We start from the raw sequence: 13184 nt of genomic DNA on the forward strand, positions 1-13184 counted from the left end.
AAGGGTCGCGACGGTCCAAAACGGACGGTGACGACGACCGATCGCGTTGAAAGCGTGCCGTCGCATCCCTATAGAAGAACAACACTGGATTTTGCGTCGTCAGGCCGGCGCGTGAGGGAGCGAAAGGACATTCATGCCCTGGAATGACAAAAGCGGCGGTGGCGGCGGCCCATGGGGCGGCGGCAACAATCCAGGACCCTGGGGGCAGGGACCAAAGGGGCCTAGCGGTCCGCAGGGCTCCCCTCCCGATCTCGAAGACATCATCCGGCGCGGCCAGGACAGGTTGCGGCGTGCTTTGCCGGGCGGCGGTGGCGCCAGCCCAGCCGTGTTCGGGCTGATCGCGGCGGCGCTTGTGGTGCTGTGGGCGTTCAAGGCGGTCTATACCGTGCAGCCCGACGAGGTTGCGGTCGAACTCAGATTCGGTGTGCCAAAGGCGGAGTTCTCGCAGCCAGGCCTGCATTTCCATTGGTGGCCCATTGAGACGGTCGAGACGGCCAACATTGCCGAACAACTCGTCAACATCGGCGGCGGCACGGCCTCCGGCAACGGTTCAGGGCTGATGCTTTCGGGCGACCAGAACATCGTCAACGTCCAGTTCTCCGTGGCCTATCAGGTCTCCGATCCGAGGGCCTATCTGTTCGACGTGTCCGATCCTGACGGCATGCTGCGGCAGGTCGCCGAAAGCGCCATGCGTGAAGCTGTCGGCCGGCGGCCGGCGCAGGACATCTTCCGCGATGATCGCGAGGGCATTGCGGCGTCCGTGCGCGAAATCATCCAGACGACGCTGGACGGCTATAAGGCCGGCTTGAACGTCAACGCGATTTCGATCGAGGATGCCGCACCGCCGCGCGAAGTGGCCGACGCGTTCGACGAGGTGCAGCGCGCCGAACAGGACGAGGACAAGTTTGTCGAGCAGGCCAACCAGTATTCCAACCAGAAGCTCGGCCAGGCGCGCGGCGAGGCAGCACAGATCCGCGAGGAGGCGGCCGGCTACAAGAACCGGGTCGTGCAAGAGGCCGAAGGCGAGGCGCAGCGCTTCATCTCGGTCTATGACGAATACGCCAAGGCGCCGGATGTGACGCGCCAGCGGCTTTATCTGGAAACGATGGAGAGGGTTCTGAGGGATTCCAGCAAGGTCATTATCGAGCAAGGCAGCGGACCAGGGGTCGTTCCCTATCTGCCGCTGCCTGCACTGCAGCAGAAGGCGCCGGCGCCGGTCCTCGGAGGAACCCAGTGATGGCCAACCGTCTTCCCATCATCGCCGTCATTGCCGCGGTTATCCTGTTCCTGCTCTATTCGTCGGTCTTCGTTGTCAATGCGCGCCAGCAGGCGCTGGTGCTCAGGTTCGGCGAAATCGTAGACGTCAAGAGCCAGCCGGGCATCTATTTCAAGGCGCCGTTCGCCTTCTTCGATGCCGACAGCGTGCAGTTGATCGAAAACAGGGTGCTGCGCTTCGACCTCGACAACATCCGCGTTCAGGTTTCAGGCGGCAAGTTCTATGAGGTAGACGCCTTCATCGCCTATCGGATCTCGGATCCGCGCGTGTTCCGCTCCGCGGTATCCGGCCAGATCGAACTGGCCGAGGCACGGTTGAGGACGCGTCTCGACGCCGCCTTGCGCCGTGTTTACGGCTTGCGCGACTTCGAGGCGGCGCTCTCGGAAGAGCGAGCCGTGATGATGCGTGAAGTGCGCGATCAGCTGAGGCCCGACGCCACGTCGCTCGGCCTGCAGATCGAGGATGTCCGCATCCGCCGGACCGATTTGACGGCGGAAGTCTCGCAACAGACATACGACCGCATGAAGGCTGAGCGTCTGGCCGAAGCCGAGCGGCTGAGGGCGCGCGGCAACGAGGCGGCGCAGCGCATCAGGGCTCGCGCCGACCGCGAAGTGGTGGAGATCGTCGCCGAGGCCCGGAGAGAGTCTGAAATCCTGCGCGGTGAAGGCGAAGCTCAACGCAGCGCCACCTTCGCGAACGCCTACCAGCGCGATCCAGCCTTCTTCGACTTTTACCGGTCGATGAATGCCTACGGCACGGCGCTGGACAATACCGGGACGACGATGGTGCTGTCGCCGAATTCGGAATTCTTCCGTTTCTTCCGCAATCCCTCCGGCGCGGAGACGCCGGCAGCGCCTGCTGGATCAGCAGCGCCTCGTGCTTCAGCAGCACCTGCTGCACCGGCAGCGCAGCCAGGCACCGGCCAGTAAAGGCCGGTGCAGGACTTTCTGGCGGCAATAGGCTTGGTTCTCGTCGTCGAGGGCCTGGTCTATGGCGGCTTTCCCGGCCTCGCCAAGAAACTTGCCGGCGAAGTTCTGTCGATGCCGGAGAATGCGCTGCGGGTCGCCGGGCTGGTTGCCATTGCCGTTGGCGTCGGTCTCGTCTGGCTGGTGCGGGGTGGATGACGGTTTATGATTTCGGGATAACGGAGGTTTTATCCTCCGCCGATAGCCATAGCCGCAAACGTGCCGTATTTCTTGCCAACATGGTTCGACGCAGCGTTTTCGGCGAGCGCTTTTCTTCTCAGAGACACCGGGAGACTTCTCGATGACATCCAACAGGTTTTTGCGCGCGGCGAGGCGGACGTTCACCGCGGGTGCTGCAGCACTTCTTATCGGCGCCGCTACAGTCCCGTCGCTGGTGACGCCTGCGGCCGCCGCCGACGGCCCGGCTTCGGTCGCCGATCTCGCGCAGGGCCTGCTCGGCGCCGTGGTCAACATATCGACCTCGCAGAGGGTGAAGGGCACCGAAGGCCCGGGCGCGGTGCCGATGCCGCAGCTTCCGGAGGGCTCGCCCTTCCAGGATTTCTTTGACGATTTCTTCAAGAACCGTCCCGGCGAACAGGGCAATCCCTCGCAAAAGGTGCAGTCGCTGGGCTCCGGCTTCGTGGTCGACGCCGAGCAGGGCATCGTGGTGACGAATAATCACGTGATCGCCGATGCCGACGACATCGAAGTGAATTTCTCCGACGGCGTGACGCTGAAGGCGACGCTGGTCGGCACCGACACCAAGACCGACGTGGCGGTGCTGAAGGTCGATCCGAAAGGGCACAAACTGACGGCGGTGAAATTCGGCGATTCCAGCAAGATGCGCGTCGGTGACTGGGTGATGGCGATCGGCAATCCGTTCGGCCTCGGCGGCACCGTGACGGTCGGTATCGTCTCGGCCCGCAACCGCGACATCAATTCCGGTCCCTATGACGACTTCATCCAGACCGATGCGGCGATCAACCGAGGCAATTCCGGCGGACCGCTATTCAACAGCGACGGCGAGGTGATCGGCATCAACACGGCGATCATATCGCCGTCCGGCGGCTCGATCGGCATCGGTTTTTCCATTCCCTCGCAGCTTGCGTTGGGCGTCGTCGACCAGCTCCGTCAGTTCGGCGAGACGCGGCGCGGCTGGCTCGGCGTGCGCATCCAGCCGGTGACGGACGACATTGCCGAAAGCCTCGGAATGGCCACCGCTAAGGGCGCGCTGGTCGCCGGCGTCATCAAGGGCGGGCCTGTCGACAACGGCACCATCCTGGCGGGCGACGTCATCATCAAGTTCGACGGCAGGGACGTCAATGAAATGCGCGACCTGCCGCGCGTTGTCGCGGAGAGCACGGTCGGCAAGGCTGTCGACGTGGTCATCGTGCGCAAGGGCGTCGAGCAAACCGTGAAGGTGACGCTCGGCCGGCTCGAGGATGGCGAAAAGCTTGCCAGCGGCGAGAACGGCAACACCGAAAAGGACAATGGCGACGAGGCGCCTGCCGTTTCGACGGCTTCCGTGCTTGGCATGACCGTTGGCGAGCTCAACGATGAGACGCGGACGAAATTCGGCATTGCCGCCGAAGTCTCCGGCGTCGTCATCACCGACGTCGCTAAGGATTCGGCCGCTGCCGAACGCGGCATCCAGGCCGGCGAGGTGATCACCGAGATCGCGCAGGAATCGGTCGCCACGCCCAAGGATGTCATGGATCGGATCGCTGCGTTGAAGGAGCAGGGACGCAAGAATGCGCTGCTGATGCTGGCGTCGAAGTCAGGCGAATTGCGCTTTGTGACGATCCGGATGGACTGAGTCCCGTAAAGGCTGCAACACTTTGATTTGGAGGGAAAGGGCGGCTAGCGAGCCGCCTTTTTTCTTGCTCGCCAGTCATTGGCTGTCAGCCTGTAGAACACATGCCGCTTGAGCATGGCGTGGCTGTTCGGAACGCCGGGGTGGTCGAAATCTCTGGCCGGGTCGGCGACCATACCCAGGCGTTCCATGACGGCGGTGGACCGGCTGTTATCCCTAACGGCGAAGTTTCCTCGAGGCCAAGCGTTTCGAAGCCATAGGCGAGCCAGGCTTCGGCTGCCTCGGTGACATAGCCATGGCCCCAGAATTCGGGCGCCAGCCGCCAGCCGATCTCGACTGTGCCGGCAGGCAGGAAGGGCAAATGATCGGTGTCGAGGAGGCCGACGAAGCCGATGCATTGGCGCGTTTCAATTATCTCGGCGGCAGCGAAACCGTAGCCATCCTCGGCGATCCAGGCGCGGAACTCGTCCATTTTGGCGTCCGCGGCAGCGCGGTCGCGGCGAAATGGAAAGAATTCCATGACACGTTCGTCGGAATTGATGCGGTAGAAGAGCTCACGGTCGCGATCCTCCCAGTTGCGCAGGATCAGGCGCTCGGTGCGGATCGGCGTCACTCCACAAACTCTTCCCGCCGGTAGCCCTGCAGATAGAGCAGCGCGGTCAGGTCGCCGTGGTCAATGCGGAATTTTGCCTCCGCCGCCACGACCTGCTTGGCATGAAGTGCCACACCGGTGCCGGCAAGGCGGATCATGTCGAGGTCGTTGGCGCCATCGCCGACAGCAATGGCGTCGGCGGTGGTCAGCCCGAGGCGCGCCGAAATCTCGAGCAACGCGTCGGCCTTGGCGGCACGCCCCAGGATCGGCTCGGCCACCAGCCCGGTGAAGCGGCCATCCTGCTCGATCAGGCGGTTGGCGCGGTTCTCCTGAAAGCCGAGCATGGCGGCGATGCGTGAGGTGAAGACGTTGAAGCCACCCGACACTAGTGCAGTCCACGCGCCGTTGGCCCGCATGGTCTGGACAAGCGCGCGGCCACCGCAAGCCAGCGTCAGGCGATTGGCGATGATGCGGTCGACCACGGCAGTGTCCAGGCCTTTCAGCAGCGCTACCCGCTCGCGCAAGGCCGGCTCGAAAGCGATCTCGCCATTCATCGACCGCGCCGTGATGGCGGCGACGTAATCCTTGACGCCGATCTCGTCGGCGAGCTCGTCGATGCACTCCTGGTCGATAACAGTCGAATCCATATCGGCGATGAGGATTTTCTTCCGCCTTCCCTCGGCCGGCTGGACGATCACGTCGACCGGTTCGGGTGCGAGCACGGCGCGCAGGCTGGCGGTCGTTTCAGCGGCTTCCGCCGTCTCGGGCAAAGCGAATTCACAGGCGATGCCTTCGGCCAGCCAGCGAACAGTGCTTGCGCCGGCCGACCGTGACGCCATATTCGCAAGCGCCGGCGACAATGCGCGGCCGGCGGGACGGGACACAAGCGTGGCGATCAGCGGCATCGAAAATTCCGGCGGGCAGGCGGGCGAGGGCCGCGTTAAGAACGCGATCCTGATAGCCGGGCCGACCGCCAGCGGCAAGTCCGCCCTTGCGCTCGACCTCGCCGAGCGCAAGGACGGCGTCATCGTCAACACCGATTCCATGCAGGTCTATTCGGTGCTCGACGTGCTGACGGCGAGGCCGACTGCTGCCGAACTCGCTCGCGTCCCGCATTTCCTCTACGGACATGTCCATCCCTCCACCGCCTATTCCACCGGAGCCTGGCTGCGCGACGTGATGAAGCTCATCGACGACGGTGCGTTCTTCGAACGGCCGGTCGGCACGTTCCTCGAACGGCCGGTGATTTTCGTGGGTGGTACCGGCCTCTATTTCCGGGCGCTTGCGGAAGGCATTTCGGAAATGCCCGACATTCCGCAGTCGATCCGTGATCGCTGGCGCTACGAACTCCAGGAGCAGGGCGCAGCCAAGCTGCACCGCATCCTGCTGCGCGAGGATTCCGCAGCCGGCATGATGCTGAAGCCGACCGACGGCCAGCGTATCGTGCGGGCGCTGGAGGTGCTCGACGCGTCGGGCCGTTCCATCCTGGAATGGCAGGCGGCGCGCGGCCGCCCACTGATCAACAGGGCCAGCACCCGCTTCTTTGTGATCGAGCCGGACCGGGCGGTGCTGGTGGAGCGGATCGAGGCGCGGTTCGACCGCATGCTGGAGAAGGGCGCTCTCGACGAGGTCAGCCGGCTGACCGGTCTAGGCCTCGATCCCGATTTGCCGGCGATGAAAGCGATCGGCGTTCGCGAACTCCAGGCCGCAATGGCCGGCGAGCTGAGTTTTCCCGAAGCGATCGAGTGCGTGAAGGTCGCGACGCGACAATATGCCAAGCGCCAGGCGACCTGGTTCAGGCATCAGTTGGGTCCGGAATGGCTGAGATTGCGCCCCGGTGATCGTGTGGAATCCGCGATCTCGGATCCTCTTTCCAGTGCAACCTGAAAAGTTGATTTTGAGGGGAGACTTCCCGTCGAAGTTGTCCTAATTAACCCTCCGTAAGCCCGTCCATGCCATAACGTCTTTGGGAATTTTCCAACGGGGAGCAGATGCGTTTTCACAAGGCGGAATCAGCCTTTTTCGTCTTCATCTTCGTGATCCTGGCCGCCGGCCTGGTGACGCTTCACGCCTATGGGCTTCTGCAAGCCTTCGCCGAAGAGGTTCACAAACCCGCCAGGGTCGACGAGATCATCTATCTCAACAAGCTATTGTTTGGGACTGGCGTTCTTTTGGCGACCGCCCTGTTCTTCGGCATTTTCTTCATCTACCCACTGATCCGCAAGCAGGCGACGGAAGAAGGCAAGCTGCGCGCCATGACGGTTTCGCTCAGCGCCCGTTCGGAAACGCTGGAGCATGCGGCGCTGACCGACAGCCTGACCGGTATGCAGAACCGGCGCTATTTCGACGACGCACTGAAGGAATATCTCGAGGAATTCCGCCGCATCGAGAAGCCGGTCGGGCTGATGATCCTTGATCTCGACCATTTCAAGCAGGTCAACGACACGCACGGCCATGATGTCGGCGACGAGGTGTTGCGGGCGGTTGCCAGCTGTCTCAAGGACATGACACGCTATCACGACGTGGTGGCGCGCCTGGGTGGCGAGGAGTTCGCAGTGGTCACGCCCAACATGGACGCTGAACTTCTGTCCAAATTCGCCGAGCGCATCCGTAAGGCGATTGCCAACATGTCTATACTGTCCGGCAATGTCCGGTTGAAGATCACCACGAGTGTCGGCCTTGCCGTGTGGGACCGTAAGGAAACCGCCGAAGAGTTCTATCGCCGCGCCGACCGCCAGCTGTATGAGGCCAAGAGGCAAGGCCGAAACCGCGTCTGCGCCTAAAATCCCGGAGAAGAATTCATGAGGCCGGCCGACTGACGCAGCTTTCTCGACTTCCGGTGCTCATGGACTCAAATGTCCACTCCGCTCCGGGTTCTCGAAAGCCACGTCATTCGATCCGGCCTGATGAATTCCCTTCCGGGATTGCCCCGGTTTCTTAGGGGACAGGGCTTTAACTTTGGAAGCGCTTTAGCCTCACAGGCTAAAGCCGCCCGGCTCAATCGTTCTGCGGGCGTAGACCAAAGGTTGCCGGCTTGAGGCCATAGCGCATGTCGAAATCGTCGTCGGGTTGGACGCGCGCGACAGGCGGCTTGCGGTAGTCGCGATCGCCGGCCTGTCGGCCGGAATCCACGACTTCGGCGAAGGCCATCGCCTGCTGCGGTTTCGGTACGTTGCGCAGCCTTTCGACGATCGCCACCAGATCGACATCATTGCCGGTTTCGGACGGCAAGGCTTCCTCGCGCTTGGCCGTGCCGGGAATCAGCTCATCGGATATTTTTTCGAACTTCAGCCGCATGGTCGTCGCCACGCCCTCACCGAAGGCGATGGCTTCGCGCTGGCCCATCGAAGACAGGAATGCCAGCGTCGAGGCTGAGGAGTCGGCGATCGCCGAGCGGATGATCGCCTGGTCCTGCTCATTGGCAAGCCGCATGGCGAAAAAGGTCGAGCACTGCGATAGGATGGTGGGATCGAGCTCGCCCGGGCGCTGGGTGACAATACCGAGGTAACAGCCATATTTGCGGCCTTCCTTGGCGATGCGCGACAGGGCGTGTCGGGTCGGCGCAAAACCAAGGCGCGGATCGGCCGGCATGTAGCGATGTGCTTCCTCGCACAGCAAAAGCAGCCGCAGCCGGCCTTCGCTCCACAGTGCAAGGTCGAAGGCCAGGCGCGCCAGAACCGAACAGACGGAATTGACCACTTCCGACGGCATGCCGGCCATCTCGAAGCAGGTCACCGGGCGCCCGTGATGCGGCACGCGGAAAATATTGCCGATCGTCTCGTGGATGGTATCTTCGATCAGCCGCGAGTTGAACATGAAGCGGTAGCGGGGATCCGAGGCTGCCGATTCGATGCGCGTCTTCAGCGATTTGAGGGTGGGGCGGTCGTTCTTGCTTTCCAGCAGTCCCATGCGCTCGTCGATCTGCTTGATGAGATCGACAACGCGATAGGGCACCGGCGTGTCCGCGGTCAGTGCATCAGTGCCACGCCTGAGATACGTGCCCGAATTCGGGTTGCGATACAGGTTCTTGGCTGCGGGAATGAGATCGCGCAAAGCATCGACCTCTTCCGGCACGGTCTCGCGCCCGCGAAACAGCACTTCGGCAAATTCCTCGAGCTTGAACATCCAGAAGGGTAGGTCCAGCGTCGTCGAATCGACCCTGACGCAGTGCTCGGGCAAGGACGCGGCGAACTCGTTGTGCGGGTCGAGGATGAGGACGCGCAGGTCCGGCCGGGCGGCGATCGATTTGCGCAAAAGCAGCGAGACGGCGGTGGATTTGCCGACGCCTGTGGTGCCGACAATGGCGAAATGGCGCGCCAGCGTGTCGTCGATGGCGATGTTGGCGTCGATCGCCTCATCCTGTGACAGCGTTCCGATGGTGATCGAATGACGTCCGGCGAGATCATAGACCGCTTGCAGGTCGCGGCTGCGGATGCGGTGGGCCATGGCGCCGATATGCGGATAGGTGGTGATACCGCGGTCGAAAATCGGTCTGGCGCCGGGCTCGGCGCCGTCGCGAACCTCGCCGATGAGCTCGATACTGACCTCGATCGGGTTCTGGCCCGCATTGCTCCAGGCGCGATCCGACTTACCGATCTCGTAGACCAGGCCGACGGTTCGCGTGGCGCCAAGGTTGATGGAGATCATCTTGCCGACGCTCCAATGGCCGGTCACCGTGCCTTCGACATCGGTGGCATGGGCGCTGATGGTGGCGCGCGCGCCGTCGCACTGGACGACATTGCCCAGAATGCGCTTGTCGTTCTGCTCCGCCTTGCGGCGCTCCTGTAAAGTCGGCTCTCCGACGGAGGCTTCGCGGTCGACGAACATGGACAGGCTGTTTCCCATTTCCCCAGGCGACCGACCTTACATCGATGGGGTTAAGGTGGGGTGAGGCCGGATGGTGTAAGGGCCATTAAGCCATTCGTGAAAAATGAATCGATCGGCCCCTTACTCGATCCGAAAATTTCTATATATCGGATAGATGACTGATATAGCGAACGAAATCTCCTCGACCATCGGCAGGCGAATACGCTCCGAAAGAGCGTTGAGGAACTGGTCGCTGGCGGAGCTCGCGAACCGCTCCGACGTGTCGAAAGCCATGCTCAGCACGATAGAGCGCGGCAAGACGAGCCCGACCGCAGCACTTCTCGTGCGCATCGCCGCGGCCTTCGGCATGACGCTTTCCACCCTCATCGCGCGGGCCGAACTGCAAGGCGGGGGGCTGCTTCGCGAAAGCGACCAGCCGCTCTGGCGCGATCCCGCCACAGGCTATGTCCGGCGGCATCTTTCGCCGGTTTCGGATATGCCGCTCGAACTGATCCGGGTTCAATTGCCGGCGGGAGGCAAGGTGAGCTTTCCGGCAGCGTCCTATGCCTTCATCAGACAGCAGATATGGCTGATTTCCGGACGGCTGGAATTCACCGAGGGCGACATCGTCCACAGTCTCGAACCGGGTGACTGCCTGGCGCTTGGCGCGCCGTCGGATTGCAGCTTCCACGCTCCGGGACCGGCCGCCGCCGACTATCTGGTCGCGCTGGCCAGAGGCTGAGGCAATGATGCGTCGCCCCAAACGCACCGACAATGGCGGGCCGCCTCTTGACGACTATGCGGGGCCGCCATGGGGCAAGGGCGACGCCTACATCTTCCTTGCCTGGCAGGCGGCCCACGCCAAAGCCTGGAAAGCGCCAAGCCGTGACGTCGTGTTGATGCGGCTGGACAAGGCCGAGCGGCTGGGCCTGACCTATGAGGAATATACGCTCGAACTGCTGGAGCGCGGGCGCCATCTGCAGGAAGAGGATACGGAGCGCATCGCGGAAATCCGTCGAGCCAGGAAGCGAAGGCGTGTCAGTCATTTCGGCTGATGACAGGCCGCATCTTTATGGCCGACCGACGCTTACGCATTCACAGCCATTTTCAACTCCCTCCAAGGATATTTGCACGCATGAGCTCGGTCGAAATCAAGGCGCTGACACAAACTGCGGAAACGCAGGCAATGCTGGTCGATATGTTGATCGAGACGGTTGCGGCTGGTGGATCGGTCGGTTTCATGTATCCGCTGGCGCCGGACGCGGCGGGCGCTTTCTGGAACAAGTCGCTTATGGCGGCTGCCAGAGGCGAAAGAGCTGTGCTCGGCACCTGGGACGGCGAGGCTCTGGTCGGCACCGTTACCTTGCTGCTCGACTGTCCCCCCAACCAGCCGCACCGGGCCGAGATCGCCAAGCTGATGACCCGCGTCAATCATCGCGGCAACGGCGTGGCCACCCGCCTGATGCAGGCGGCCGAAGGCCTCGCTGTGGAAAAAGGCCGCACGCTGCTGGTCCTGGATACAGCGACAGAAGAGGGTGCTTCCGGTCTCTATGAGAGGCTGGGATTCACGCTTGCCGGTGAGATACCGGACTATGCATTGAAGCCGCAGGGCGGACTGACCGGCACGCTTTTCTACTGGAAGCGCATCGGCCAGTCCCGGTGACAACCCCGAATTTCTATCCCGTGTGGTGGACCTCCGGGAGCCCGTAGACAGGCGTTGCGATGCCCTCGTGCCTTGCTTTCAACTGCAGCGACAGGAACTGCGAATAGTGGCGTGACTGGTGCAGATTGCCGCCATGGAACCAGAGTGCTTCCTGTTGCGTCGGCTTCCACATGTTGCGCTGTTCGCCCTCCCAAGGACCGGGGTCCTTGGTGGTGTTCGAGCCGAGACCCCAGCACTTTCCGACTTTGTCGGCGACATCTTTCGAGATCAGCTCCGCCGCCCAGCCGTTCATCGAACCGTAGCCGGTGGCATAGACGATGACATCGGCCGGCAGCTCGGTGCCGTCGCTGAACAGGACCGAATGTTCCTTGATCTCGGCCACGTCGACCCCGCTCTTCAGCTTGATGGCGCCGTCGATGATGAGTTGGGAGGCACCGATGTCGATGTAGTAGCCGGAACCGCGCCTGAGATATTTCATGAACAGGCCGGAGCCGTCATCACCCCAGTCGAGCATGAAGCCGGCCCTTTCCAGCCCCTCGTAGAAGGCAGCATCGCGCTTCTTCATCTCCTCGTAGAGCGGGATCTGGAATTCATGCAGGATCTTGTAGGGCAGGGAGGCGAAGATCAGATCGGCCTTGGCCGTGGTCATGCCGTTTTGCACGGCTGCTCCGAATAGAGCGCTCCGAGCCCGACATCCATCAGCGTGTCGGATTTGACGATGTGCGTGGTCGAGCGCTGTACCATGGTGACGTCGACGCCGGCTTCCCAGAGTGCGGCGCAGATATCATGCGCGGAATTGTTCGAACCGATGACGACGGCCTTCTTGCCAACGTAGCTGTCCGGACCGGGATGTTTCGCGGAATGGTGCTGATCGCCCTTGAAATTCTCCATACCCTTGAACTTCGGGATGTTGGGCCGGCCCGACATGCCGGTGGCCAGCACCAGCTGCTTCGGCTTCAGCGTTATGTCCTTGCCATCGCGATGGACGACGACCGTCCATTCCTTTTTCTCGTCGTCATAGGTGGCGCTCTTGGCCTGCGTGGAGGACCAGTAGTTCAGCTCCATGACCTTGGCGTACATTTCCAGCCAGTCGCCGATCTTGTCCTTGGGCGAGAAGACCGGCCAGTTCTTCGGAAAATCGATATAGGGCAGATGATCGTACCAGACCGGGTCGTGCAGGCAGAGGGACTTGTAGCGCTTGCGCCATGAATCGCCGGCGCGCTCGTTCTTCTCGACGATGATGGTCGGCACGCCGAGCTGCCGCAACCTGGCACCGAGCGCGATGCCGCCCTGGCCGCCGCCGACGATGAGCGTGTGGGGCTGACGAACAAAGCCGAGTTCAGTCGCCTCCTTCTCGCGCTCCTCCTTCCAGGTTGGACGATTTTTGCCGTGGCCATGCTTGGCGCCCAACGGCCGGGCGAAGCCGGCGGGTTCCTCATGGCCCTTCAGCTCGACCATGGTGGTGAGCAGCGTCCAGATCTTGCCGTTCTTCAGTCTGATATGGCCGAAGCCGCGCGCAACCTCCGTTTCGAAGCTGATCCAGCCCTCGAGCAGCCCGTCGCTCTCGGTGGCGTCTTCGCCCTTGGCGATCGCCCAGTTCGAAGGTCTTGTCTTCGCCAGCTGGCTCGTCAGCATGTCGTGCACCTGGTTGCGACCTTCCACGGTCTTGATGTTCCAGGTGAAGGTCACCAGGTCGCGCAAGTAGCAGTCTTCCTGAAAGCACCCGACCGCCTTGCCGATGTCGCCCGCGGCAAGCGCTGCGCCGAATTGGTCGAGCAGGTCGGACAATTTCTTAGCTGGGGCCTTGTCGAGCATCAATTTCCTCCCGTGAAGTCCTGGTCGTCATCGTGGCTTTGCCGGACCCTCCCAGCCCGGTTGACCCGAGTATCGCGGCAAACTGTGCGCCGCGTCACGTCGTCAAATAGTTCGGCGTGGTTTCAATGGCTTATCGGGATAATTGCGGGCCTTGGTACTGCCCGCGATCGTACCGGAGCGGTGTCTTGTGGCGAAAATAGCTGACTCAATGCGATGATGGTCAACTGACGCGTCTGATGCGGGCAACGGGTTCA

At 62.4% G+C, this 13184-nt stretch carries 11 protein-coding genes and 2 pseudogenes; 9 read left to right on the plus strand and 4 right to left on the minus strand.

From position 1 onward, the window contains the following. Window positions 1-133: 133 nt before the first annotated feature. The 4 genes from hflK to AC0L25_RS02135 all read left to right on the plus strand — a co-directional run bounded on the left by hflK (window position 134) and on the right by AC0L25_RS02135 (window position 4057). Complete coding sequence (hflK, locus tag AC0L25_RS02120; protein WP_352960252.1) at window positions 134-1237, plus strand: FtsH protease activity modulator HflK; 1104 nt, start codon at window positions 134-136, stop codon at window positions 1235-1237. After that, window positions 1237-2205, plus strand: a complete 969-nt coding sequence (gene hflC / locus AC0L25_RS02125; protein ID WP_473593999.1) for a protease modulator HflC — start codon at window positions 1237-1239, stop codon at window positions 2203-2205. The genes hflK and hflC overlap by 1 nt, the downstream gene beginning before the upstream one ends. A 6-nt stretch (window positions 2206-2211) precedes the next feature. Next, complete coding sequence (locus AC0L25_RS02130; RefSeq protein WP_127316894.1) at window positions 2212-2400, plus strand: DUF2065 domain-containing protein; 189 nt, start codon at window positions 2212-2214, stop codon at window positions 2398-2400. Between the two features lie 142 nt (window positions 2401-2542). Further along, entirely contained in the window at window positions 2543-4057 is a 1515-nt protein-coding gene (locus tag AC0L25_RS02135) for a DegQ family serine endoprotease (RefSeq protein ID WP_192355699.1), read from the plus strand. A 44-nt stretch (window positions 4058-4101) separates the two neighbouring features. Here AC0L25_RS02135 and AC0L25_RS02140 read toward each other — a convergent pair. Both AC0L25_RS02140 and serB read right to left on the minus strand, forming a co-directional pair. Further along, window positions 4102-4667, minus strand: a pseudogene (locus tag AC0L25_RS02140) (GNAT family N-acetyltransferase). Continuing rightward, entirely contained in the window at window positions 4664-5551 is an 888-nt protein-coding gene (serB, locus tag AC0L25_RS02145; protein WP_473594000.1) for a phosphoserine phosphatase SerB, read from the minus strand. Before serB ends, AC0L25_RS02140 begins: the two are co-directional and overlap by 4 nt. Here serB and miaA point away from each other — a divergent pair. Beyond that, window positions 5541-6533 (plus strand): tRNA (adenosine(37)-N6)-dimethylallyltransferase MiaA, encoded by a 993-nt coding sequence (gene miaA, locus AC0L25_RS02150; protein ID WP_473594119.1) that lies wholly within the window; start codon window positions 5541-5543, stop codon window positions 6531-6533. The two genes, serB and miaA, sit on opposite strands and share 11 nt — an antisense overlap. A 104-nt stretch (window positions 6534-6637) precedes the next feature. After that, complete coding sequence (locus AC0L25_RS02155) at window positions 6638-7429, plus strand: GGDEF domain-containing protein (RefSeq protein ID WP_352952510.1); 792 nt, start codon at window positions 6638-6640, stop codon at window positions 7427-7429. A 214-nt stretch (window positions 7430-7643) separates the two neighbouring features. Here the strand turns inward: AC0L25_RS02155 and AC0L25_RS02160 are convergent, their stop codons facing one another. Continuing rightward, the gene (locus AC0L25_RS02160) at window positions 7644-9473 is read right to left on the minus strand and encodes an ATP-binding protein (RefSeq protein WP_473594001.1); all 1830 of its coding nucleotides are present in this window, start codon (window positions 9471-9473) and stop codon (window positions 7644-7646) included. Between the two features lie 154 nt (window positions 9474-9627). Between AC0L25_RS02160 and AC0L25_RS02165 the strand changes: the two genes are divergently transcribed. From AC0L25_RS02165 to AC0L25_RS02175, 3 genes are all read left to right on the plus strand, one after another. Then, window positions 9628-10194 carry a helix-turn-helix domain-containing protein gene (locus AC0L25_RS02165; protein ID WP_473594002.1) on the plus strand — a complete coding sequence of 189 codons (567 nt, stop codon included), beginning with the start codon at window positions 9628-9630 and terminating at the stop codon, window positions 10192-10194. Window positions 10195-10198: 4 nt separating this feature from the next. Beyond that, on the plus strand, window positions 10199-10507 hold the full coding sequence (locus AC0L25_RS02170; RefSeq protein ID WP_473594003.1) for a hypothetical protein: 309 nt from the start codon (window positions 10199-10201) through the stop codon (window positions 10505-10507). A gap of 80 nt (window positions 10508-10587) precedes the next feature. Further along, window positions 10588-11115, plus strand: a complete 528-nt coding sequence (locus AC0L25_RS02175) for a GNAT family N-acetyltransferase (protein WP_473594004.1) — start codon at window positions 10588-10590, stop codon at window positions 11113-11115. A 13-nt stretch (window positions 11116-11128) separates the two neighbouring features. Here the strand turns inward: AC0L25_RS02175 and AC0L25_RS02180 are convergent. Further along, window positions 11129-12930: pseudogene (locus AC0L25_RS02180) on the minus strand (NAD(P)/FAD-dependent oxidoreductase). Window positions 12931-13184: the final 254 nt, after the last annotated feature.

The organism is Mesorhizobium sp. WSM4813 (assembly GCF_055811555.1).

What these genes read in the sequence shown, in the direction of transcription:
- hflC (WP_473593999.1), top strand. Translation starts at nt 1,237, where the DNA reads ATGGCCAACCGTCTTCCCATCATCGCCGTCATTGCCGCGGTTATCCTG.
- AC0L25_RS02170 (WP_473594003.1), top strand. Translation starts at nt 10,199, where the DNA reads ATGATGCGTCGCCCCAAACGCACCGACAATGGCGGGCCGCCTCTTGAC.
- AC0L25_RS02135 (WP_192355699.1), top strand. Translation starts at nt 2,543, where the DNA reads ATGACATCCAACAGGTTTTTGCGCGCGGCGAGGCGGACGTTCACCGCG.
- hflK (WP_352960252.1), top strand. Translation starts at nt 134, where the DNA reads ATGCCCTGGAATGACAAAAGCGGCGGTGGCGGCGGCCCATGGGGCGGC.
- AC0L25_RS02165 (WP_473594002.1), top strand. Translation starts at nt 9,628, where the DNA reads ATGACTGATATAGCGAACGAAATCTCCTCGACCATCGGCAGGCGAATA.
- AC0L25_RS02175 (WP_473594004.1), top strand. Translation starts at nt 10,588, where the DNA reads ATGAGCTCGGTCGAAATCAAGGCGCTGACACAAACTGCGGAAACGCAG.
- serB (WP_473594000.1), bottom strand. Translation starts at nt 5,551, where the DNA reads ATGCCGCTGATCGCCACGCTTGTGTCCCGTCCCGCCGGCCGCGCATTG.
- AC0L25_RS02160 (WP_473594001.1), bottom strand. Translation starts at nt 9,473, where the DNA reads ATGTTCGTCGACCGCGAAGCCTCCGTCGGAGAGCCGACTTTACAGGAG.
- AC0L25_RS02155 (WP_352952510.1), top strand. Translation starts at nt 6,638, where the DNA reads ATGCGTTTTCACAAGGCGGAATCAGCCTTTTTCGTCTTCATCTTCGTG.